Annotated in this window: 22 protein-coding genes; 9 read left to right on the plus strand and 13 right to left on the minus strand. The window is 66.4% G+C overall.

All coding sequences use genetic code 11. The features are described 5' to 3' along the window. Positions 1-104: 104 nt before the first annotated feature. Positions 105-2,783: a bifunctional acetate--CoA ligase family protein/GNAT family N-acetyltransferase gene (locus tag GJ698_RS01385; protein WP_154355792.1), complete on the minus strand. Its 2,679-nt coding sequence runs from the start codon at positions 2,781-2,783 to the stop codon at positions 105-107. Positions 2,784-2,960: 177 nt separating this feature from the next. On the opposite strand from GJ698_RS01385, the gene GJ698_RS01390 reads away from it, so the two are divergent. After that, positions 2,961-3,395 carry a bacteriohemerythrin gene (locus tag GJ698_RS01390; protein ID WP_154355793.1) on the plus strand — a complete coding sequence of 145 codons (435 nt, stop codon included), beginning with the start codon at positions 2,961-2,963 and terminating at the stop codon, positions 3,393-3,395. Here GJ698_RS01390 and GJ698_RS01395 read toward each other — a convergent pair. The 8 genes from GJ698_RS01395 to GJ698_RS01430 form a co-directional block, all read right to left on the minus strand. Next, a complete protein-coding gene (locus GJ698_RS01395) occupies positions 3,392-4,132 on the minus strand; it encodes a Crp/Fnr family transcriptional regulator (protein WP_166454774.1) in 741 nt (246 codons plus the stop codon). The two genes, GJ698_RS01390 and GJ698_RS01395, sit on opposite strands and share 4 nt — an antisense overlap. 2 nt (positions 4,133-4,134) lie before the next feature. Beyond that, positions 4,135-4,833, minus strand: coding sequence for a Crp/Fnr family transcriptional regulator (locus tag GJ698_RS01400; protein WP_154355795.1), 699 nt, complete (start codon positions 4,831-4,833; stop codon positions 4,135-4,137). An 11-nt stretch (positions 4,834-4,844) separates the two neighbouring features. After that, positions 4,845-5,687, minus strand: coding sequence for a universal stress protein (locus GJ698_RS01405; RefSeq protein ID WP_154355796.1), 843 nt, complete (start codon positions 5,685-5,687; stop codon positions 4,845-4,847). A gap of 111 nt (positions 5,688-5,798) precedes the next feature. Then, entirely contained in the window at positions 5,799-7,112 is a 1,314-nt protein-coding gene (locus tag GJ698_RS01410; protein ID WP_154355797.1) for an Nramp family divalent metal transporter, read from the minus strand. 112 nt (positions 7,113-7,224) lie between these two features. Further along, positions 7,225-7,950, minus strand: coding sequence for a glycosyltransferase family 2 protein (locus tag GJ698_RS01415; RefSeq protein WP_154355798.1), 726 nt, complete (start codon positions 7,948-7,950; stop codon positions 7,225-7,227). Next, positions 7,947-8,549 (minus strand): class I SAM-dependent methyltransferase, encoded by a 603-nt coding sequence (locus GJ698_RS01420; protein ID WP_154355799.1) that lies wholly within the window; start codon positions 8,547-8,549, stop codon positions 7,947-7,949. The genes GJ698_RS01415 and GJ698_RS01420 overlap by 4 nt, the downstream gene beginning before the upstream one ends. Then, entirely contained in the window at positions 8,546-9,334 is a 789-nt protein-coding gene (locus GJ698_RS01425; RefSeq protein ID WP_229259784.1) for a PIG-L deacetylase family protein, read from the minus strand. Before GJ698_RS01425 ends, GJ698_RS01420 begins: the two co-directional genes overlap by 4 nt. Then, positions 9,322-10,350, minus strand: coding sequence for an acyl-CoA dehydrogenase family protein (locus GJ698_RS01430; protein WP_208023752.1), 1,029 nt, complete (start codon positions 10,348-10,350; stop codon positions 9,322-9,324). The genes GJ698_RS01425 and GJ698_RS01430 overlap by 13 nt, the downstream gene beginning before the upstream one ends. Positions 10,351-10,511: 161 nt before the next feature. Between GJ698_RS01430 and GJ698_RS01435 the strand changes: the two genes are divergently transcribed. From GJ698_RS01435 to GJ698_RS01450, 4 genes are all read left to right on the plus strand, one after another. Further along, the gene (locus tag GJ698_RS01435) at positions 10,512-10,751 is read left to right on the plus strand and encodes a hypothetical protein (protein WP_154355800.1); all 240 of its coding nucleotides are present in this window, start codon (positions 10,512-10,514) and stop codon (positions 10,749-10,751) included. Further along, on the plus strand, positions 10,748-11,272 hold the full coding sequence (locus GJ698_RS01440) for a (2Fe-2S)-binding protein (RefSeq protein WP_154355801.1): 525 nt from the start codon (positions 10,748-10,750) through the stop codon (positions 11,270-11,272). Before GJ698_RS01435 ends, GJ698_RS01440 begins: the two co-directional genes overlap by 4 nt. Beyond that, positions 11,269-12,279: an FAD binding domain-containing protein gene (locus GJ698_RS01445; RefSeq protein ID WP_154355802.1), complete on the plus strand. Its 1,011-nt coding sequence runs from the start codon at positions 11,269-11,271 to the stop codon at positions 12,277-12,279. The genes GJ698_RS01440 and GJ698_RS01445 overlap by 4 nt, the downstream gene beginning before the upstream one ends. Before the next feature lie 65 nt (positions 12,280-12,344). Next, entirely contained in the window at positions 12,345-14,579 is a 2,235-nt protein-coding gene (locus GJ698_RS01450) for a xanthine dehydrogenase family protein molybdopterin-binding subunit (protein WP_208023765.1), read from the plus strand. Here GJ698_RS01450 and GJ698_RS01455 read toward each other — a convergent pair. After that, on the minus strand, positions 14,551-15,447 hold the full coding sequence (locus GJ698_RS01455; RefSeq protein ID WP_371865096.1) for a LysR substrate-binding domain-containing protein: 897 nt from the start codon (positions 15,445-15,447) through the stop codon (positions 14,551-14,553). The genes GJ698_RS01450 and GJ698_RS01455 overlap by 29 nt on opposite strands. An 87-nt stretch (positions 15,448-15,534) precedes the next feature. Between GJ698_RS01455 and GJ698_RS01460 the strand changes: the two genes are divergently transcribed. Beyond that, the gene (locus GJ698_RS01460) at positions 15,535-16,596 is read left to right on the plus strand and encodes a tartrate dehydrogenase (protein ID WP_154355803.1); all 1,062 of its coding nucleotides are present in this window, start codon (positions 15,535-15,537) and stop codon (positions 16,594-16,596) included. Here the strand turns inward: GJ698_RS01460 and GJ698_RS01465 are convergent. After that, a complete protein-coding gene (locus GJ698_RS01465; protein WP_154355804.1) occupies positions 16,589-17,884 on the minus strand; it encodes a cation:proton antiporter in 1,296 nt (431 codons plus the stop codon). The genes GJ698_RS01460 and GJ698_RS01465 overlap by 8 nt on opposite strands. A 27-nt stretch (positions 17,885-17,911) precedes the next feature. Next, positions 17,912-18,472 (minus strand): flavin reductase family protein, encoded by a 561-nt coding sequence (locus GJ698_RS01470; protein WP_307766642.1) that lies wholly within the window; start codon positions 18,470-18,472, stop codon positions 17,912-17,914. Positions 18,473-18,548: 76 nt separating this feature from the next. Between GJ698_RS01470 and GJ698_RS01475 the strand changes: the two genes are divergently transcribed. Then, complete coding sequence (locus GJ698_RS01475; protein ID WP_154355805.1) at positions 18,549-18,983, plus strand: nuclear transport factor 2 family protein; 435 nt, start codon at positions 18,549-18,551, stop codon at positions 18,981-18,983. Further along, positions 18,983-19,669, plus strand: coding sequence for a pentapeptide repeat-containing protein (locus GJ698_RS01480; RefSeq protein WP_154355806.1), 687 nt, complete (start codon positions 18,983-18,985; stop codon positions 19,667-19,669). The genes GJ698_RS01475 and GJ698_RS01480 overlap by 1 nt, the downstream gene beginning before the upstream one ends. Here the strand turns inward: GJ698_RS01480 and GJ698_RS01485 are convergent. Continuing rightward, positions 19,662-20,204, minus strand: a complete 543-nt coding sequence (locus GJ698_RS01485) for a thioesterase family protein (RefSeq protein ID WP_154355807.1) — start codon at positions 20,202-20,204, stop codon at positions 19,662-19,664. The two genes, GJ698_RS01480 and GJ698_RS01485, sit on opposite strands and share 8 nt — an antisense overlap. A 102-nt stretch (positions 20,205-20,306) precedes the next feature. On the opposite strand from GJ698_RS01485, the gene GJ698_RS01490 reads away from it, so the two are divergent. After that, positions 20,307-21,266, plus strand: coding sequence for a GlxA family transcriptional regulator (locus GJ698_RS01490; protein ID WP_154355808.1), 960 nt, complete (start codon positions 20,307-20,309; stop codon positions 21,264-21,266). The last annotated feature ends 4 nt before the right edge of the window (positions 21,267-21,270 follow it).

The raw sequence follows: 21,270 nt of genomic DNA on the forward strand, positions 1-21,270 counted from the left end.
CCCCCGGCCTATGAATGTCTACCCCGCACGCTTTAGCCTCGACGCATGCCTGACCACTTAGGGGTCTGACCCCAGCGGGGTCAGACCCCACCAGGCAGTGCGGGTCAAAGCTGTTTGGTGCAAAGCTGGAATTCCGGATCATCCTCATAAGGACGGATCTGGAATCCCAGGCTGCCCATCAGTCGCAACATCCCCCGGTTCTTGCGCAGCACCAGGCCGACAGTCTCACTCAGACCCTTGTCGCGCGCCACGTCCATAATCTCCAGCATCAGCCGCGTCCCCAGGCCCTGGCCACTGAACTTGTCATCCACCAGCAGCGAAAACTCGCAGCTGCTGCGGTCCGGGTTGGCAATATACCGCGACACCCCAATAATCTGCTCAGTCTCGGTAAAACTGCCATCGTCATCCGCAGTCCGCGTGGTCAGCACCGCCACCAGCGCCATCTCGCGGTCATAATCGATCAAGGTGTACCGCGCCAGCATCTGCGCCGACAGTTCCCGCAACGACGAAGCAAAACGGTTATAGCGCGACTGATCCGACAAGCCACGCACCAGCGACTGCAGCATCTCCGCATCGGTTGGCTGCACCGGACGCAGGGTGTACTGCCCACCACCGCGCATCGGCCACTCGCGCGCATAGCTGGACGGGTAGGGCATGATCGCCAGCTGGTCGTAACGCTGCGCCGATGGCGGCGCCACGCCCACCACCACGCGCGCATCCACCGCCAGCACGCCGAACTGGTCGACGATCAGCGGGTTGATATCCAGTTCGCGCAACTGCGGCAATTCGCACACCATCTCCGACACGCGCAGCAGGATATGCTCGATGGCCTGATGGTCAACGCCCGGCGCACCGCGCCATTCGCCCAGGGTGGCCGCCACGCGCGCGCGGTCAATCAGGCGTTGCGCCAGGAACGGGTTCAACGGCGGCAGTTCCACCGCCCGATCGTTCAGCAGTTCCACCATGGTGCCGCCGGCGCCGAAGCCGATCACCGGCCCAAACAGCGGATCGCTGGCGACGCCGATATACAGCTCGCGGCCATCGCGCTTGCCGGCCATGCGCTGCACGGTAACACCATTGATACGCGCATCCGGCTGCAAACGTCGCACATTGGCCAGCATGTCGCCGTACGCCGCACCCAGCGCGGCAGCATCGGCCAGATTCAGCACCACGCCCTGCACCTCGGACTTGTGCGGGATATCTGGCGAATCGATTTTCAGCGCCACCGGGTAGCCCAGCTGCGCGGCGATCAGTTGCGCCTCGGCCGCGCTGCGGGCCGGCATGGTGGGCGTGATCGGGATGTGGAACGCCGCCAGCAAGGCCTTCGACTCCATCTCGGTTAGCACGCTGCGGCGCTCGGCCAGCACGCTTTCCACCAGCCGGCGCGCGCCTTCCAGGTCCGGCTTGGCCAGTTGCGACAGGGGCGGCGGTGTTTGCTGCAGCAGCTGCTGGTTCTGGTAGAACGCGGCGATGTTGCCGAATCCGTCCACCGCCGCTTCCGGCGTGCGGAAGTTGGCCAGGCCGGCCTGGCCGATCAGCTTGCGGGCTGGCGCCACGCGTTCGTCGCCCATCCAGCAGGCCAGCAGCGGCTTGCCCAGGCCTTTCGAGGCGTCGGCCACGGCGTGCGCCACGGCCAGCGGGTCGCCATCCAGCTTGGGCGAATAAATCACCAGCAGGCCATCGACCTGTGCGTCCTGCGCGCAGGCGCGGATGGCGGCGGCGTAGTGTTCCGGGCCTGCTTCCTCCGACAGATCCAGCAAATCGGTCAGCGTGGCGTGCTGCGGCAACTGCGGCGCCAATGCCTGCGCCGAAGCGGCGCCGGGGCGGCCCAGTTGCAGGCCCAGTTGCCCCAGCCAGTCCGCCGCCAGCACGCCGGGGCCGCCGCCGTTGCTGATGACGGCCAGGCGCGGCCCCACCGGACGATAGCGCGAGGCCAGGCACTTGGCCGCCGAGAACAACTGGACGAAGGTGTTGACGCGCACCGCGCCGGTACGCCGCAGCGCCGCGTCGAACACCTCGTCGCTGCCGATCAGCATGCCGGAGTGGGTGGCCGCCGCGCGCGAAGCCGCCGCCGCGTTGCCCGATTTGATGATGACCACCGGCTTGGTGTTGGCCGTGCCGCGCAGCGCCGACAGGAAGCGACGCGCGTCGGTAATGCCTTCCATGTAGATGACGATGCTTTCGGTGGCCGGATCGGTGGCCAGGAAGTCCAGCGTCTGCGCCAGGTCGATCGCCGTATTCGGTCCCAGCGACACCACCGCCGACAGGCCGACCGAATTGATGCCGGCCCAGTCCAGGATGGCCGAGGTCAGCGCGCCCGATTGCGAGATCACCGCCAGGCTGCCGCTTTGCGCCAGCTTGCCGGCCACGCCGGCGTTCAGCTTCAGGCGCGGACGCTGGAAACCCAGGCTGTTGGGCCCCAGCAGATACAGGTCGTGCTTGCGGGCGATGTCGTGCAGTTCGGCCGCCAGTTCCGGCGTCACGCCGGACGAGACGATCAGCGCCGATTTGCACTGGATGCGGCCCGCCACTTCCAGCGCGAACGCCAGTTCGTCGTGCGGCAGCGCGATCATCGCCAGGTCGGCGCGCGACTGCACCAGGTCGGCCAGGGTGCCGGTCATGCTGACGTCGAGGAAGGTCAAAGCGCCGTCGTAGCCGCCATCGCGCAGCTGCTTGCACAGGCTGCGGCCGTAGGCGGTCTGGCGCTCCGGCTGGTCCGGCGGACCGGCAAACACCACGATGGATTTGGGCGCGAACAGCGGGCTAAGGTAATGCAGGTCCATGATACTTTCTCGGCAATGACTGGCAGCCCACACTATACGCCATGCGGCCCCATTTTTAGCTGCTGCACGGCAAATCGTCGGGGCTTGACCTGGATCATGGATTTCTGACAAGCGGCTTGGCATAGTGGCGTGAGCCGGGTCCGCCTCCGCGGGCCGCAATGCCATTCAGGAGGAGTCATGGAAACGACCGCTTTGAGCGCGGCGCTGGGGACGGACATGGTACTGGGGATACCCTTGTTTGACGAAGCCCACGCGGCGCTGGCCGAGCAGATCAACCTGCTGCTGTCCGGGCCGGACGAGCAATTCGGGGAGCACCTGGCCGGGCTGGTGGAATGCCTGGAAGTCGACTTCCGGCTGGAGGAGCAGTTGATGGAGGCGATCGACTATCCGGCCACCCGCAGCCACCGCGAGCAGCATGCGCGGGTGCTGGCCACGCTGCACGGCCTGGCGCCCGGCGACATCGAGAACGGCCGCAAGGTGGCAGCGATGATACTGCCGTGGTTTCACGCGCACCTGGCCACGGCCGACACGGCGCTGGCGATCGCGCTGCAAGTCGCCGGCCGCGCCCACGGCACGGCGGCCGGGCAGGAAGTGCCGGCCGCCGTCAACTAGCAGTCGAGCGCCAGCGGCGCGCCGGCCGCCACCATCTCCACATCCTGCAGGCCGGGCAGCGTGTAGGCGCGCTGGCCCATCGCCAGCCAGCCGCGCCGGCGCAGCGCGCTGAGGCAGCGGCTGACGGTGGACGAGGTCAATCCCAGATAATCCGCGATATCCTGGCGCGACATCGGCAGCGTCGCCCGCACCGCGCCTTGCGCCTGTTCCAGCCGGTGCAGCAGGAACTGCGCCACGCGCTGCACCGCCGAGGTACTGCGCAGCATGGCGGCATGCTGCTGGTGGCGGGCGATGGTACAGCTTAACAGCTGGCCGAAGGCCTCGGCGCTGCGCGGATGGCGGTCCAGCACCGCCGTCAGCAGCGTGTACGGCACGGTGGCGATTTCGCAATCGGTCAGCGCCACCGCGCCGGCGTGGCGTTCCTGCACGTTCAGCGATTCCAGGCCCACCCACGCGCCGGGGCCGAGGAACTCGATGATGTGCTGGCCGCCATCGCGGCCGTGCTGGTACAGCTTGATGTCGCCGCTGCGGATGATGTGCAGGTGCTGGTCCACCGCGTCCGACACGCGGAACAGGTGGTCGCCGCAGCGCAGCTGGATGCAGCGCTGCTCCATGCAGGCCTGTTCCTCGCGGTCGGGCGGGCCGTCGTCCAGGCACAGCACGTTGAGCGGGCAGCTCTGGCAGCGGCGGCCGCTGTCCGCTGCGGAAGGCGTTGTCAGGGCAAGTCGATGGGTCATGATCAGCTTTCCACGCCGGCCGCCGTGCGCTGCAGCGCGGCCGGATCGAGCAGGGTAAGGTCGCGCCGTTGCAGCTGCACCAGCCCCTGGCGGCGGAACTGGTCCAGCAGCCGGCTGACGCATTCGGCGCTGACGCCGATGTAGCTGGCGATATCGCAGCGCGACATGGGCAGCCGGAAGCGCACCGCCGAATAGCCGTTGCTGCGGTGCGCCTGCGACAGGTTCAACATCAGGTCGGCCATGCGCTGGCGCGAATGGGTGTGGTGCAGCAGCAGCGTGGCCTGCTGGGCGCGGCGGATCTCGCCGGCCAGCAGGGCGTGCAGGCCCAGGCGCTGCATCGGCTGGCGGCGGCCGCGGAAGGCCTGGCGGTCCCAGTCTATCACGCACACTTCGCTGTCCTCCAGGGCCACGGCGCTGGCGACGTGGCCGGTGGCGCCCAGCGTGTTCAGGCCGAGGAACTCGGGCGCCATGGCGAAGCCGATCACCTGTTCTTCGCCGCCGGGCCGCGCCATCACCATCTTGAAACTGCCGGAGCGGATGCAGTAAATGCGGTTGCCCGGCGATTCGCCGGCACGGTACAAGCTGTCGTGGCGGCGCACGCGCAGGCGGTGGCCGGCGATCTGGTCGTTGTCTGCCGTGCCCTCGCACAGGGGAAAATGGACACAACGTTCGCAATTGCTGCGGTAAGTATCAATACGCATTTCCACTCCGTTCAATGCGCCATCAGGACTGGCAGCGTCATCGACTGCAGCACGCGGCGGGTGACGCCGCCCAGCACGATTTCGCGCCAGCGCTGGTGGCCGTAGGCGCCCATCACCAGCAGGTCGGCGCCGATGTCGGCCGCCAGCGACAGCAGGGCGTTGCCGATGTCGAGGCCGGGCGGCGTGGTTTGTTGCGTCACCTCGACCACCACGCCGTGGCGCGCCAGGTACAGGGCGATGTCGGCGCCGGGCTGCTCGCCGTGCGCGCCGTACTGCGTATGGGCGTTGAACACCGCCAGCGTCACGCGTTTGGTCTTGCGCAGCAGCGGCAGCGCGTCGGTGACGGCGCGGGTGGCGGCGCGGCCGCCATCCCAGGCCACCAGCGCATGCTGGTCGATGTGGGCGTAGCGGCCGGCGTACGGCAGCAGCAGCACCGGACGGCCGCTGTGCAGCGCCAGGTGTTCCGGCAGCTTGCGCAGCAGTTCGGGGCCGGTCAGTTCGGGATCGCTCTGGCTTGCCACCAGCAGGTCGGTGTAGCGGGCTTGCATCACCAGGCCGGTTTCGGCGTCGTCGTCGCTGAGGCGGCGCTCGTAGCTGGCGCCGGAGATGGCGGCGATGTCGACAAAGGAGGTCAGCGCTTCCTCGGCGCTGTCCCTGATCGACTGGACGTCGGTCGCGGCCAGCATGCCGCCGTAGGCGAAGGCGGCGTTGCGGTAGATTTCCACATCCAGGCCGGTAAAGGCCGCGCCCACCAGGTGGGCTTCGTGGTTGAGGGCGACCTGACTGGCCAGCGCATAGCGCGGCGCGGCGTGCGGGGACAGGTCTGCATGAACCAGTATATTTTTGTACGACATGATGGGCTCCTTGTGATTGCCGTTGTCAGGCTATCAAAGCTCATCGACAAATTTTATGATCTGGATCAAATTTCCCCGGATAAATTATTGCGCTGACCGGTTGACACTCATTTAGAGCCGCGATAACAAAATGCCATTGAGGCCGACGATGAGGACCATCATGGCCCATGCCAGCCAGGCCACCGGGCGCGGCGTGGCGAAGCGGCCCATGATGTCGCGCGAACCGGTGTAGCGTATCAGCGGCCACATGGCGAACGGCAGTTGCAGGCTGAGGATCACCTGGCTGAGGATCAGCAGACTGGTGACGCCATGGTCGCCGTAGACGATGGTGACGAACAGCGCCGGCACAATGGCGAGCGCGCGCGTGATCAGGCGCCGCGCCCACCGCGGCAGCTTCAAATTGACGAAGCCTTCCATGACGATCTGCCCGGCCAGCGTGGCCGCGACCGAGGAACTGAGGCCGGCCGCCAGCAGCGCCACGCCGAACAGGATGCTGGCCAGCGCGGTGCCGGTCAGCGGGCCAAGCAGCTTGTAGGCTTCTTCCAGGTCGGCTATCTGGGCGTGCCCGCTGGTGTGGAATACCGCCGCCGAGGTAATCAGGATGGCGGCATTGACCAGGAAGGCCAGGCCCAGCGCCACCACGACGTCGGCCGCCGCGAAGGTGAGCGCCTTGCGCGTGCCGTCGTCGCTGGCGCTGAAGCGGCGGCTTTGCACGGTGGACGAGTGCAGGTAGAGGTTGTGCGGCATGACGGTGGCGCCGATGATGCCGATGGCCAGGTACAGCATGCCGGGATCGGTCACCGTTTGCGTGGTCGGGATAAAGCCCGCCGCCACCGCGCGCCATTCCGGCTGCGCCAGCGCCAGGTTGACGGCGAAGCACAGGAAGATCACGCCCAGCAGCGCCATGACGAAGGCTTCCAGGTAGCGGAAGCCGCGCTGCTGCAACCACAGGATGGCCAGCACGTCGAGCGCGGTGAGGATCACGCCGTAGGTCAGCGGTATGCCGAACAGCAGCTTGAGAGCGATGGCGGTGCCGATCACTTCCGCCAGGTCGCAGGCGCAGATGGCCAGTTCGCACAGCAGCCACTGGGCGATCGCCGAACGGCGCGACGAGTGCTGGCGGCACAGCTGCGCCAGATCCGCCTGCGCCACGATGCCCAGCCGCGCCGACAGGATCTGCAGCAGCATCGCCATGCAGCTCGACAGGGCGATGATCCAGAGCAGGGAATAACCGTAGGCGGCGCCGCCGCCCAGGTCGGTGGCCCAGTTGCCCGGGTCCATATAGCCGACCGCCACCAGGTAACCGGGGCCGGCGAAGCTGAGAAAACGCCGCCACCAGGGACCATGACCGCGCACGTTGACGCTGCGCTGGCCGTTGGCGCCGCCCGGCGCGTCCAGTGGTGCGGTGATGACAGGTGGCGTCATGAGGACTCCTTTGCGGCCGCCGTCGGCCGGTGATGCATGCGGGGATTGCGTGGCGGCGGCTGGCTGGCTACGTCCTGAACTGCAATGGTACGATATTTTGCGGTACGCGGCTTTAAATTCCCGTTGCGGTTGCCGTGGTCGCGGCGATGCGCGCGCTTTCAGCGTAACGCAGCAGGGTGTCGCCGAAGCCGCCGCGTGCCTTGGCGTCGCAGCGCGCGCTGGTGGTCACGCGCGGCGCGGCGCTCCAGGCGAAGCGCGCGCCATTGCGGCGCAGCGCTTCAACCAGCGCCACGTCCTCGCTGCAGGCCAGCGGTTCAAAGCCGCCGGCGCGCAGGTAGGCGGCGGCCGAGACGCCCATGTTGGCGCCGTGGATGTGGCGGTGGCCGTCGGCGTCGGTGTAGCTGTTGTGGAAGTGGCGGCGCAGCAGTTCCGCGTTGTCGCGGTGCGGTGACCAGTCTTCCACGGCGACCGTGCCGCACACCACGTCGACATTCAGGCTCAGTTGCTGCGCCAGCCAGTTGGGCGATACCTGGGTGTCGGCGTCGGTGAACGCCAGCCAGCGGGCGCCGTGTTCCAGCATGTGGCGGGCGCCGGCGGCACGGGTGACGCCGACGTTGCGCGCGCCGACGCACAGGTAGTCGATGATGCAGCCCTGATCCGATTGCGCGGCGTGGCGCTCGACGATGGCCAGCGAGTTGTCGGTGCAGCTGTCCAGCGCGACGGTGATGCGCACCGCTTCGCCGTGCAGGGCCGGGTCGGCTGCGGCCACGCGGGCGGCGCGCAGGCAGGCGTCCAGGTACAGCTCTTCGTTGTGGGCGGGAATGACGATGCCGATCATGGCGATACTCCTTCTCGTTGCGCCACCGAGCGCGGGCTGCGCGACCAGACGTCCAGCAGGAAGTCGCTTTCGTCGTGGCGGGCGATGCGGTGCAGGTCCGGGCAGTCGTCGAAGGCGCCGTGGATGGCCTCCGTGGACAGCTGGCGGTCGGCGAATGGGTGGCGCCAATGGCATAGCAGCAGCGCGCCGTCCATCGCCAGCGTGTCGATGCAACGCTGGCGCAGCTGGTCTAATTCGGCGGTGTTCAGGTAGTAGGCCATTTCGCTGATGACGATCAGGTCGAACAGGCTGTCTTGCGGCCACTGCTGCGGAATGCGCTGGCATTCGACGGAGACGCGCCCCGGCGCGGCGCCTGCCAGGCGGTCGCGGGTCAGCTGGACGGCGGCGGGCGAGAGGTCGGTGGCGGTGACGCGGTCGGCCTGGCGGGCCAGCGCGGCGGTCAGTTCGCCGTTGCCGCAGGCCGGTTCGAAGACGTGGCGCATGTGGGACGCGGGCAGGGAGGCCAGCAGCACGGCGCGCTTGCGCTGTTCGTACCAGCGTTGGCGCACTTGCCATGGATCGTCGCTTTGTTCGTACAGCTGCTGGAAGTGGTCGGTCATGTGAAGTAGATTTCGTATGGGTGCAGCAGGCGGGCCAGCACGTGCGGCGGCAGGATCGCCTGCTGCCCGGTGGATGGATCGTCGTTCAATTGGGTCTGGAAGCACTGGATGGCCTGCTGCTTGCGCTGCAGCTCCTCGGCGCTGAGGTCCAGCCGGCAGGCGCGGTGCCATGGCACGCGGCGGTCGCCCGGCGCGGCCCAGTGCCAGCTCCATACCGGCATCTCGATCAGCGTGGCGCGGCAGGCGCGGGCGGCCAACGAGGCGGCCAGGCCGCAGGCTTCGTGGTCGGGATGACCGTCCTGGCGCCAGGTCACGAACACCACGTCGCCGGGGCGCAATAGCTGGATCAGCAGCGTGTGCAGGTGCTCCATGCTGGCGCGGACCTGGCCGTCGATCAGGCGGGCGCGCAGCACTTGCGGCGCCAGCCCCAGTGTCTGCAAGGCGGCTGCGCTTTCCTGTGGGCGCAGCCGCGCCAGGTCGGATGGCGTCAGATGGGCGGAGCCGGGATGGCTGGAGGTGCCGTTGGTGGCGGCTACCAGTATCGTTTGCGTGCCTTGCGCATGCAGCTGTTGCAGCAGGCCGCCGCAGGCCAGCACTTCGTCGTCCGGGTGCGGCGCGATGATGACGGCGCGGCGATATGCCGGCACCAGTTCGGCGACGGTGACTGGCGGCAGCGACGCCAGGCCGCCCCAGGCCTGCCACTCGGCGTCCGGCGTGCCGCGCCCGGCGATCAGGCGCTCCGCCGGTTGCGGCGCACGCGTATGCGGTTCGGTCATAACGCCCATGGCGCTTCCTCCTGTTGTGTGAGCAGGCTGCCCAGCGTGGCCAGATCGCGCTCGGCGTGGCTTTGGCGCAGGAAGACCGGCAGGTCGGCCGCCAGGCGCGCAAAGCGGGCGTCGCGGCACAGCGGGCCGGCGCCCAGCGCGCGCGTGACGTGGGTCAGAACTTGATTGGCCGCCGCTTCCGCAGCGAGCCGCGCGCGCATTGCCATCCTGCCGGCATAAGCGCCGGGCGAGCGGTCGATGGAAGCGGCGGTGGCGTGCAGCAGGGCGGCGGCGGCGCCCAGCGCCACGTCCACCTCGCCCAGGTGCGCCAGGCGATGCGGATCCGGCTGCATCGGTCCGCGCGCGGCGGCATGCAGATAAGCAGCCAAGGCTTGCGCCGCGCCGTACCAGCAGGCCGCGATGCCCGCGCCGCCATACCAGAAGCCCGGCCGGCTGAGATAAGCGCCGGTGTCGCCAACCGGGATCGCCGGCGCATCGTCAAAGACTACGTCCACGCTGCCGGTGGCTGCCATGCCAACCGCGTGCCAGCCTTCATCCGTGATCGTGACGCCGGGACCGCGCAGCGCCACAGCGGCCAGATGCCGCCCGCCGTCGGCATCCTTGCAGCTGACCAGCGCATGACTGAGCGCCGCCGCGCCGGAGCACCATTGCTTGCGGCCCGAGATGACCTGTTCGCCGGCGCCTTTATGGCGCAGCACCACGGCGGCATCCGGCGACTCCGCACACCATACGCCCCATGCGGCGCCCGGGCGCGACGGACCGTCCAGCTCCGCCAGAATCGCCAGTGCGTCGGTGTGGCCTTCATACAGCTTGACCAGCGCCAGATCGTGCTGCGCCGCGAGCGCCAGGCATTGCCAGCGCTGCAGCGTGGCGCCGCGTACGGGCAGCGGAAGCTGGTCCTGGCCGGCGGCGATCAGCTGTGCAAGCTGTTCGCCCGGTGTCTGCTGCGGGTCCAGTTGCGCCAGCGCCTGGGCCAGCGTGTGCGCCGAGGCGTAAGGTAGACGGTCGATTTCCATGCGGTTTTCCTGAGGTTTGGACCATGATGGGCCGACATGGCTGACGCTGTCTGTTAAGCCGCGCACGCACTGGCGCGGTGCCGCTAGCCGTGTGCTGCCGCACATACCATGTCCGTGGCATGGCACATGCTGGGGCATCACAACCAGAGGGATGTCTGCCCATGAGCGACTGGCTCGATTTGCTGCAATGGCCCGCCATGGTCATCACCGTGCTGGCCGGACTGCTGGTCGGCTCCAAGTCGCCGCTGCGCCGCAAGATCGGCTTCATCACCTTCATCGTCAGCAACGCGCTGTGGATCGCGTGGGGCTGGCATGACGACGCGTGGGCGCTCATCGGACTGCAACTGTGCCTGATGGTGACCAATGTACGCGGCATCCTGAAAAACGAACAAGGGGCATGATGACTTCCACTTACCCAGTGCGCCTGCAACTGAACGGCGAATCCCGGCAATTCGAAGTGGAAGCGTGGGTCTCGCTGCTTGACCTGCTGCGCGAACGCGCCGGCCTGACCGGCACCAAGAAAGGCTGCGACCATGGCCAGTGCGGCGCCTGCACGGTGCTGGTCGGCGGCCGACGCATCAACTCCTGCCTGACGCTTGCGGTGATGCAGGACGGCCGCGACGTCACTACCGTGGAAGGACTGGCGCACGGCCAGCAACTGCATCCGCTGCAACAGGCGTTCATCACACATGACGCTTTCCAGTGCGGTTACTGTACGCCGGGCCAGTTGTGTTCCGCCGTCGGCTTGATGAACGAAGGCCAGGCGCAGACGGTGGCCGAAGTGCGTGAACTCATGAGCGGGAATATCTGCCGCTGCGGCGCCTATCCCGGCATCGTCGCCGCCGTCACCGAGGTGATGGGGCTGACGCAGCGCGGGGACGATCCGGATCGTCCCTACCAGCCTGGGACGGTGCCGGCATGAATCCGATCGCCTATTTCCGCCCGGCCGACGCCAGCGAGGCGCTGTCGCACGCCGACGTCGGCGCGCGCTTCATCGCCGGCGGCACCAACCTGGTCGACCTGATGAAGGAATTTGTCATGCGGCCGGTCTCACTGATCGACATCAACGGCCTGCCGCTGGATGCGATTGCGCCCGGCGCCAACGGCGGCCTGCTGCTCGGCGCGACTGCGCGCAATGCCGATACGGCCTACCATCCGCTGGTGCGCAATGCTTATCCGTTGCTGACCGCAGCCATCTTGGCCGGCGCCTCGCCGCAAATACGCAATATGGCCAGCAATGGCGGCAACCTGTTGCAACGCACACGCTGCCATTACTTCTATGACGTCGCCACGCAGTGCAACAAGCGCCAGCCTGGCGCCGGCTGTTCCGCCATCGGCGGATTGACGCGCCAGCACGCCATCCTCGGCGCCAGCGAGCATTGCATCGCTGTGCATCCGTCCGACATGTGCGTGGCGCTGGCTGCGTTGGGTGCGATTGTCCACGTGCGGTCGGCATCCGGTGAACGGCAGATCGATTTCGCCGACCTCCACCGCCTCCCGGAGGATAAGCCGGAGCGCGATGCGACGCTGGCGGACGGCGAACTGATTACGCACATTGAGCTGCCGCCCGCCGCGCAATTCTCGGCGCATTCGGCCTACCTGAAGATCCGCGACCGCGCGTCATACGCGTTTGCGCTGGTGTCGGTAGCCGCCATGCTGGACATCGGCGACGACGGCGTGGTGCGCGAGGCTCGCCTGGCGCTGGGCGGCGTGGCGCACAAGCCGTGGCGTGTGCCTGCGGCCGAATCGCTGCTGGCTGGTCATCCGGCGACCGCGGAGCACTTTGTCCGCGCCGCCGACGCCTTGCTGGCCGGGGCGCGAGGACAAGGCGACAACAATTTCAAGATAACGCTGGCGCACCGCGCCGTGGTGCGCGCACTGGAGCAGGCCGCCGCCGGCACGCATGACAACACAGGGAGCGCCACGTGACAGATCTGATTGAAGAACTCCGCACACCGTCTGCGGATCAGGGCACGGGCGCGGTCAGCATCGGCATGGCCGTCTCGCGCGTGGATGGCCGCGACAAAGTCACCGGCCAGGCGCGTTACGCCGCCGAGTATCCGGCCGACGATCTGCTGTACGGCGTGGTGGTCAGCGGCACGATTCCCAAAGGCCGCATCCAGTCCATCCGCAGCGACGAGGCGCTGGCGGTGCCTGGCGTGGTGGAAGTCATCACGCACCTGAATCGTCCGCGCATCCGTTCCTTCGATATCTTTTACAAGGACATGACGGCTCCGGGCGGCGCGCCATTCCGTCCGCTGTACGACGGCCAGATCGTCTACAGCGGCCAGCCGGTGGCGCTGGTGGTGGCCGAGTCCTTCGAAGCGGCGCGCTATGCGGCGCGGCTGGTGCAGGTGGGTTACGCCTGCGAGCCGCACGCCACCTCGCTGACAGAGAATCGCGGCCGCGCTTACAAGCCCAGTCGCATGAAGGCCGGTTTTACGCCGCCGCCGTCGCCCAAGGGACATGCGGATGAGATGTGGGACAAGGCCGATATCAAGATCGAGGGCGAATACTACAGCGGCGTGGAACACCATAATCCGATGGAGCTGTTCGCCAGCACGGTGATCCGCAGCGCGGACGGCCACCTGACCATCTATGACAAGACGCAAAGCTCGCAGAACAGCCGCTGGTACGTGTCGCACGTGTTCGGCCTGTCCAAGGACAAGGTCACGGTGCGCAATCCGTATGTGGGCGGCGCCTTCGGCTCCGGTCTGCGTCCGCAATATCAGCTGCCGCTGGCGGTGATGGCGGCCCTGCAGCTGGAACGCTCGGTACGCGTGGTGCTGACAAGGCAGCAGATGTTCACCTTCGGCCACCGGCCCGAAACCTTGCAGCGCGTGCGCCTGGCCGCCGATCCGGATGGCACGCTGACGTCCATCATTCATGAAGCGGTGGCCGAAACCTCGCGTATCGAAGATTATGTGGAAGTGGTGGTCAACTGGTCCGGCGAGCTGTATCAATGCGAGCATGTGCGCCTGGGCTACCAGCTGGTCGACCTCGATCACGCCAGCCCGATGGACATGCGCGCACCCGGCGCGGCGCACGGGGTGCACGCGCTGGAAGTGGCAATGGACGAATTGTCGTATGCGCTGAAGATGGACCCGCTGGCGCTGCGCCTGAAGAATTACGCGGAAATCGACCCGTCGCGCGGCCTGCCGTATTCCACCAAGGAGCTGCGCGCCTGCTACGAGCAAGGCGCGGCGCGCTTCGGCTGGGACAGGCGGCCGCTGGAGCCAGGCACGATGCGCGAGGGCCGGGAACTGATCGGCTGGGGCATGGCGACCGGCATGTGGGACGCCATGCAGATGTTCGCCCGCGCCAGCGCCGTGCTGCGTGCGGACGGCACGCTGGTGGTCAGCAGCGCGGCCACCGACATCGGCACCGGCACCTACACGGCGATGAGCATCATCGCGGCCGACGCGCTGGGACTGCCGCTGGAAAATGTGCGATTCCAGCTTGGCGATTCGACCTTGCCGGTGGCGCCGATCGAGGGCGGCTCCTCGCACGTGGCGACGGTGGGGTCGGCGGTGCAGGGCGTGTGCGAAAAGCTGCAGAAGAAGCTGTTCAAGCTGGCGCAAAAGCTGCCGGATTCTCCGCTGGCAAAGACGCGCTTTGCCGACGTCGAGTTTTGCGGCGGCTCGCTGCGGGTATCGTCGCAGCCTGGCGTTGCAGTCTCCCTGGTCGAGATCATGCACGGCAGCGGCAACCAGCGGCTGGAAGCGAAGTACCTGATGCTGCCGAATATGCTCAAGCAGATGAAGTACCAGCGCTCAACGCATTCGGCGGTGTTCTGCGAGGTGCGCGTGGACCCGGAATTCGGCGCCGTGCGCGTGACCCGCGTGGTCAGCGCCATCGCGGCAGGCCGCATCATCAACGCCAAGACGGCGCGTAGCCAGATCATCGGCGGCGTGGTGTGGGGCATCAGCCAGGCGCTGCACGAGGAGACACATTGCGATCACCGGCTCGGGCGCTTCATGAATCACAACCTGGGCGAATACCACGTCTCTGTCAATGCCGACATCCATGACATTGACGTGCTGTTCGTGCAGGAGGATGACCGCATCGTCAGCCGTATCGGTGCAAAAGGCGTGGGAGAGATTGGCCTGGTCGGGGTATCGGCGGCGATCTGCAACGCGATTTACCACGCCACCGGGCGCAGGGTGCGCAGCACGCCGATCACGCCGGACAAGGTGATGGCTATTTCTGCGCCAGCTGCTGTTCCATGAACTCGACGCAGACGCGCACCTTGGCGGAACCGGCGAGCCGTTGCGGATAGACCGCCCAGACATTGGCGCTCTGCGTGTACTGCGGCAGCACCTGCACCAGCTCTCCGCTGTCCAGGTGAGGCTGCGCGTCCCAGCGCGAGCGCAGCACGATGCCGGCGCCGGCCACCGCCCATTGCAGCGCGATTTCGCCGTGGTTGGAGGACAGCGACCCGGTCACCTTCACGTTTTCCTCGGCGCCGCCGCTGCGCAGCGGCCATACGCCGAAGGGCAGGTCGCGTTCCTTGATCGCCAGGCAGTTGTGGCCTGACAGCTCCTGCAGGCTGCGCGGCGTGCCATGCCGCTCCAGATACGCCGGCGAGGCGCACAGGATGCGGTGATTCGCCATCAGCTTGCGGGCGATCAGGTGCGGCGCGATCTCGTCGCCGACGCGGATGTCGAGGTCGAAGCCCTCGGCGACAATATCGACCAGGCGGTCGAATACTTCGAAACGCACCTGCAGCGATGGATGCTCGGCGACCAGCCGCGCCACCACCGGCGCCACCAGGTTGCGGCCGAAGCCGAAGCTGCTGCAGATGCGCAGCAGGCCGCGCGGCACGTCGCGCCGTTCGGCCACTTCGTGCAGCATGCTGTCGAGGTTTTCAAGAATGGTCATCGCGTGCGCGTAGACACGTTCGCCGTCCTCGCTGACCACCACGCGGCGCGTGGTGCGGTGGAACAGGCGCACGCCCAGCATCTGCTCCAGGATGGCGATGCGCTTGCTGACGTAGGCTGGCGACATGCCCAGTTCCTCGGCCGCCGCCGCAAAGCTGGCCTTGCGCGCCGCCGTCGCGAAGACGCGCAGGTCTTCGTTGTCGATACGATTATCCACGATTCGTGTTCCATTGCTTTACATTTATAGCAATTATAAACGAGTGAAATCGGTTTATGCTGTGGCTTTCCAAGAAGGAGAGCGGACATGAAAGTACATAAAATCGCAGTGCTGGCAGGCGACGGCATCGGCAAGGAAGTCATGCCGGAAGGGATACGCGCAGTGGAGGCGGCGGCCAAGCGCTTCAACATCGGCATCGAGTGGACCAGCTTCGAGTGGCCTAGCTGCGAGTACTATCTGGAGCACGGCAAGATGATGCCGGACGACTGGAAGGAGCAGCTGAATGGTTACGATGCACTGTTCTTCGGCGCCGTCGGCTGGCCGGACACGGTGCCGGACCACGTGTCGCTGTGGGGATCGCTGCTGAAGTTCCGCCGCCAGTTCGATCAGTACATCAATCTGCGTCCGGTGCGCCTGCTGCCCGGCGTGCCTTGCCCGCTGGCGAACAAGAAGCCGGGCGATATCGATATGTACATCGTCCGCGAGAACACGGAAGGCGAATACTCCAGCGTCGGCGGCCGCATGTTCGAAGGCACCGATCGCGAGTTCGTGCTGCAGGAAGCCATCTTCACCCGCACCGGCGTGGACCGCGTGCTGAAGTTCGCGTTCGAACTGGCGCAGAAGCGGCCGAAAAAGCATCTGACCTCGGCCACCAAGTCCAACGGCATTTCGATCAGCATGCCGTACTGGGATGAGCGCGTGGATGCCATGGGCCTCGACTACCCGGAGATCCGGCACGACAAGTACCACATCGATATCCTGGCGGCGCGCTTCGTGCTGTCGCCGGAGCGCTTCGATGTGGTGGTGGCGTCCAACCTGTTTGGCGACATCCTGTCCGACCTGGGGCCGGCCTGCGCGGGCACCATCGGCATTGCGCCGTCGGCCAACCTGAATCCGGAGCGGACCTTCCCGTCGCTGTTCGAACCGGTGCACGGCTCGGCGCCGGACATCTACGGCCAGAACATCGCCAATCCGATCGCCATGATCTGGTGCGGCGCGATGATGCTGGACTTCCTCGGCTACACCGATGCGCACGACGCCATGGTGTCCGCCGTGGAGCGCTGCCTGGTCGAGGGCCCGCGCACGCAGGACATGGGCGGCACGGCCAGCACCACCGAGGTGGGCATGGCCATCGCGGCGATCATTTAGTATCGATCAACGGCTTCACGCTGAAGCCGTGTACCAATATCGACAGCATGATGACGCCCAGCGCAATGCCGGTCAGCTGCCCGGCGATGTTGGGCGGCAGGCCGGCTTCAATCGCGTACACCAGGTAGAAGATGGAGCCGATGCCGCGCACGCCGAACCAGCCTATCATCGCCCGCATGCGCTTGCCGACGCCGCTGCCCATCAGACCCACGTAGACCGACAGCGGCCGCGCCACCACGAACAGGAAGGCGGCGACGCCGATGGTTTCGTAGGGCAGGTCGCGCAGCGAAATCATGCCGCCCAGGAGCAGCACCAGCGTCAGCTCGGACAGGCGTTCCAGGTGCTCCTTGAACACCAGCGATTCGTTGCTGACGACCAGCGGCACGCCTTCGGTTTCGTCGGATTTTGCCGCCTCGGATTTCGCCATGTCCGGTTCGCGCAAGCCTTGCGGATCTTTCGGCGCGCCGGCCAGTTTCAATTCCGTCTGGCGCAGCGCCACCGCGGCGAAGAATACGGCCAGGAAGCCGGAGGCTTTCAGCAGGCTGGCCACGGCAAACACCACGGCGATCAGGCCCAGGGCCACCAGATCGTCCATGATGTCTTGGCGCGGCGTCATGACGCGCAGGCGCCAGCTCAGGCGCGCCAGCCCGGCGCCAGCCGCCACGCCGACCAGCAGCGCACCCGCCGTGGCCCAGAGCACATCGACCAGCAGCCAGTGGATCAGGTGTTCGTTGACATTGCCCGCTTCGCTCATATGCAGCATGGAGAGACCCAGCAGCACAAAGGGGAAGGCGCTGCCGTCGTTCATGCCGGCCTCGCAGGTCAGGTTGAAGCGCAGCTGGTCCTTGTCGCCGGCATGGCGCACCTGGACATCGGTGGCCAGCACCGGATCGGTGGGGGCGAGTATGCCGCCCAGCAGCACGGCGGCGCCGGCCGGCAGGTGCAGCACGTAGTAGGCGAACAGCGCCACCAGTCCCACCGTCAGCGCCATCGACAGCCAGGCCAGGCGCAATGGCGCGCTCCAGCGTTCGAGTGTGAACGGCACCGGCATCTTGACGCCGGCCGAGAACAGGGAGATCAGCAGCGCCACCTGGGCCAGCATCTCCAGCGGTCCGGACTCCTTGGTCGGGTCGAAGCTGAACAGGTTGAGGCAACTTGGCCCCAGCAGCATGCCCACCACCAGGTAGACGATGGCGGAGGTGAACGGCGAGCGCGAAATGGTCGCCGCCGCCAGGCCGCGCGCCAGCATCAACGCGCCGATCAGCAGGAACCATTGGTTGGTATTCATGCTGTCTCCTCGGCCGCCGGGCGGACTTTAGCGGCGCTGGTTGGGATAGCGCTCAAGCGTGGCGATTTCGCGGCCGGAGACCATGAATTCGCCATCGCCCCGGTAGTGCAGCGTTTTCGGCAGCCTGGGCGTGGTGGCGACGTGCGCGCGCACCACTTCCCAGACGAACAGCGGATGATTGGGATTGGGCCTGGCGTTGGCCAGCCGGCATTCGAAGCTGGCGTAGCATTCGGCGATCAGCGGAGCGGCGACTTCCTCGCCCGGCACGGCGGTCAGGCCGAACAGCGGGAATTTGTCGGTATTGGCGCCGCTGCAGTTGCCGATGCCGATCACCTGTTCCAGCAGGTCGGCGGTGGGCAGGTTGATCACGCATTCGCCGCTGTTGACCACCATGTCGTAGCTATGGTTGCTCTCGTCGATGTAGCAGCCGAACAGCGCCGGCGTAAAGCCGATCATCATGTGCCAGCCCATGGTCATGACGTTGGTCTTGCCCTGCCATGCGGAACTGACCAGCACCACCGGGCCTGGCTCCAGCAGGCGGCGGATATTGGCCACGTCGTAAGGCTGCTTGCGGTATTTTTTCATCATGCGGTTCAGAATAAGAGGATTTCTTCAAGAAGTCTGTGGGGTAGGGCACGGTGGAGCGGTTATACTCTTCGGCACCATGAAAAAAATCCTGTTCCTCCTCTACGGTGCGCTGCCAGTATTAGCCTCGGCAGCGTCTTGCCTGCCCGTCGAATCGCTGATTGTGCGCGACGCGCAGTACGAAGAAGCGCTGCGCGTCGGCGACCTGCCTTTCCTGCGGACGCTGCTGGCGGACGACTATGTGTGGGTGCATACCCTCGGCTCCGAAATCGAAACGCGCGCCAGCCTGTTGGCGCGGCTGGAAAAGCCGGTGATCTACAAGTCCCGCACCACCAGCGACGTGCATGCGCACGTGCGGGGCGACACCGTCGTGCTGCGCGGCGTGAGCACCACTGAGCAGTGGAATGCGGACGGCAAGACTTCGCGCAGCAACCGTTACCAGTTTATGCGCACCTATGTGAACGTCGCCGGCGACTGCAAGCTGCTGTCAGTACAAACCATGAATCTGAAGTGATGGAACAATCGCATACGAACGCCGTCTCCGGCGTGGCGCTGTCGCGCGCCGAACTGGAAGAGCATCTGGCGCAGGGCGTGCGCCGCTTTGAGGGCTGCGCCTTCGACGACGAGGATCTGTCGCGCCTCGACCTGCAAGGCTGCACCTTCGAGCGCTGCACCTTTGCCGGCGCCACGCTGTTCGCCTGCAAGCTGGCGCGCTCGCACTGGCTGCGCTGCCGTGCCGGCGGCATCGACCTGGAATCAGTCGACGCGGTCGATGCCCGCTTCGACGGCTGCGACCTGAATAACGCCAAGTGGCGCCGCGCCAAGCTGGCCTCCGCCGCCTTCCACGGCTGCAAGCTGACCGGCGCGTCGTTCGAAGAGGTGGCGCACCTTGGCATCCATTTCGAGGAATGCCTGCTGGTGGGCGCCGACATGCGCGGCTTCTCGTTCCGCAAGGCGACCCTGAAGGAACTGGATTTTTCGGACGCCTACCTGTCCGGCTGCGACTTCCGCGATGCGGTGTTCGAAGGCGGCAGCCTGCGCAACGCGGTGCTCAAGCTGGCCAAGTTGCAGGGGGCGGATCTGCGCGGGGCCAACATCGAAGGCATCAAGCTGACCGAGGGCGGCTTGTTCAAGGGCGCGATCATCTCCCATGCGCAGGCAGCCAGCTTCCTGCGGGAGCTGGATCTGGTGGTTATTTAGTTTCTTCCTCGCGCAGCTGCTGGCTCATGCCATCGCAGCTGCCCGACCATGCGGACAGCCACTCGGGCAGCGCCGGCGACTGTTCCGGCACGCCGAGGTCGCGCACGATGTCGGCGGGCCCCACCGTGCCTTTGGACGAGCGGAATACGCCGCGCATCACCACCACGCCGGCCACGCGGCCATCCTTGACGAAGCGGTGTTCGAGGAAGCTCCATTTTTCGTCCCAGCCCAGCATGCGGGTGTGCAGTTCGAACGTTTCGAACACCTTCAGCTCGCGGCGGAACTTGCCCCAGGCGTCGCCGACGATGGGCACGGCCTTGTGGCGCAGCGCAGTGCGGAAGGCGCCGGTCTTCAGCACGTAATCCATGCGGCCGATGTCGGCCAGCGTGAAATAGCGGCCGTTGGTGACGTGGCGGTTCAGATCCAGGTCCAGCGGCCACACGCGCATGCGCACCACGGTGGTGGAAAATGGATCGGCGCCTTGGCGCCACGGACGCTTCAGCAGCATCCAGAACAGTCGAAACCAGAGATTCATGGTGTACAGATGAGTAGATCGAGTAGAGGACAGCCACCACTATAGGGGATGAGGTTCTGGTAAGGTAGGTGCAGAAATGACTTTTTTCATGCGAAATCCGCCATGCACATCACCTTGCTGTTTGCCGACCAGTGTTCGGCCGCCAGCGCCACCACGGCGCTGGAACTGCTCACCGCAGCCAACCTGTTTGCCGCGGAGCCAGTGTTCGACGTCGTCACGGCCTCGCTGGACGGCAGGCCGGTCGCCACGCTGCGCGGCCAGACCTTGCAGGCCGAAGCCGCGCTGGACGACATCGGCCACACCGACGTGGTGCTGATCCCCGGCTTTCTGTTCACGCTGCGGGAAGCTTTGCCCGGCTTCGCGCGCTATGCGGACTGGCTGCGCAAACAGCACGCGCAAGGCGCGGTGCTGGCGACGATGTGCACCGCCACCTTCATGCTGGCCGAGACCGGACTGCTGTCCGGCGCGCGCGCCACCACGCACTGGGCTTTCGCGGACCTGTTCCGCAGGCGCTATCCCGACGTGCGCATGGATGAACGCGAAACGCTGTGCGAGGACAACCGCTTCATCACCAGCGGCGGCGCCAGCGCGGCCATGGATCTGCTGCTGCACCTGATCCGCCGATACGGCTCGCTGGACCTGGCGCAGAAGTGCAGCCGCTATCTGCTGATCGATAACGCGCGCAGCGAGCAGTCGGTGTATGTGTTGTGGTCGATGCCGAAGAGTCATGGCGATGCCGACATCCTGCGGGTGCAGAACTGGCTGGAGGAGCATTACGATCAGCCGCTGGCGATCGACGAACTGGCGCCGCGTTTCGGTTTCGGCGTGCGCAATTTCATGCGGCGATTTAAGGAAGCCACCGGCTACACGCCGCTGGCCTACCTGCAGACGCTGCGCCTGGAGAAGGCCAAGCATCTGCTGGAGTCCACCCGCATGAGCCTCGACAGCATCACCTTCAAGGTGGGCTATGAGGACAGCAATTCATTCCGCCGGCTGTTCCAGCAGCGGGTGGGACTGCTGCCCGCGTCGTACCGGAAGAAATTCCAGCCGCGGGCAGCGTAGGGTC

The sequence above is a fragment of the Duganella aquatilis genome (genome assembly GCF_009674565.1).
In the GTDB taxonomy this organism is placed as follows: Bacteria; Pseudomonadota; Gammaproteobacteria; order Burkholderiales; family Burkholderiaceae_D; genus Rugamonas; species Rugamonas aquatilis.

Bases quoted from the DNA above. Each gene is read 5' to 3' on its own strand.
- GJ698_RS01385 (WP_154355792.1), bottom strand. From the start codon at position 2,783: ATGGACCTGCATTACCTTAGCCCGCTGTTCGCGCCCAAATCCATCGTG.
- GJ698_RS01390 (WP_154355793.1), top strand. From the start codon at position 2,961: ATGGAAACGACCGCTTTGAGCGCGGCGCTGGGGACGGACATGGTACTG.
- GJ698_RS01395 (WP_166454774.1), bottom strand. From the start codon at position 4,132: ATGACCCATCGACTTGCCCTGACAACGCCTTCCGCAGCGGACAGCGGC.
- GJ698_RS01400 (WP_154355795.1), bottom strand. From the start codon at position 4,833: ATGCGTATTGATACTTACCGCAGCAATTGCGAACGTTGTGTCCATTTT.
- GJ698_RS01405 (WP_154355796.1), bottom strand. From the start codon at position 5,687: ATGTCGTACAAAAATATACTGGTTCATGCAGACCTGTCCCCGCACGCC.
- GJ698_RS01410 (WP_154355797.1), bottom strand. From the start codon at position 7,112: ATGACGCCACCTGTCATCACCGCACCACTGGACGCGCCGGGCGGCGCC.
- GJ698_RS01415 (WP_154355798.1), bottom strand. From the start codon at position 7,950: ATGATCGGCATCGTCATTCCCGCCCACAACGAAGAGCTGTACCTGGAC.
- GJ698_RS01420 (WP_154355799.1), bottom strand. From the start codon at position 8,549: ATGACCGACCACTTCCAGCAGCTGTACGAACAAAGCGACGATCCATGG.
- GJ698_RS01425 (WP_229259784.1), bottom strand. From the start codon at position 9,334: ATGGGCGTTATGACCGAACCGCATACGCGTGCGCCGCAACCGGCGGAG.
- GJ698_RS01430 (WP_208023752.1), bottom strand. From the start codon at position 10,350: ATGGAAATCGACCGTCTACCTTACGCCTCGGCGCACACGCTGGCCCAG.
- GJ698_RS01435 (WP_154355800.1), top strand. From the start codon at position 10,512: ATGAGCGACTGGCTCGATTTGCTGCAATGGCCCGCCATGGTCATCACC.
- GJ698_RS01440 (WP_154355801.1), top strand. From the start codon at position 10,748: ATGATGACTTCCACTTACCCAGTGCGCCTGCAACTGAACGGCGAATCC.
- GJ698_RS01445 (WP_154355802.1), top strand. From the start codon at position 11,269: ATGAATCCGATCGCCTATTTCCGCCCGGCCGACGCCAGCGAGGCGCTG.
- GJ698_RS01450 (WP_208023765.1), top strand. From the start codon at position 12,345: ATGGCCGTCTCGCGCGTGGATGGCCGCGACAAAGTCACCGGCCAGGCG.
- GJ698_RS01460 (WP_154355803.1), top strand. From the start codon at position 15,535: ATGAAAGTACATAAAATCGCAGTGCTGGCAGGCGACGGCATCGGCAAG.
- GJ698_RS01465 (WP_154355804.1), bottom strand. From the start codon at position 17,884: ATGAATACCAACCAATGGTTCCTGCTGATCGGCGCGTTGATGCTGGCG.
- GJ698_RS01470 (WP_307766642.1), bottom strand. From the start codon at position 18,472: ATGATGAAAAAATACCGCAAGCAGCCTTACGACGTGGCCAATATCCGC.
- GJ698_RS01475 (WP_154355805.1), top strand. From the start codon at position 18,549: ATGAAAAAAATCCTGTTCCTCCTCTACGGTGCGCTGCCAGTATTAGCC.
- GJ698_RS01480 (WP_154355806.1), top strand. From the start codon at position 18,983: ATGGAACAATCGCATACGAACGCCGTCTCCGGCGTGGCGCTGTCGCGC.
- GJ698_RS01485 (WP_154355807.1), bottom strand. From the start codon at position 20,204: ATGAATCTCTGGTTTCGACTGTTCTGGATGCTGCTGAAGCGTCCGTGG.
- GJ698_RS01490 (WP_154355808.1), top strand. From the start codon at position 20,307: ATGCACATCACCTTGCTGTTTGCCGACCAGTGTTCGGCCGCCAGCGCC.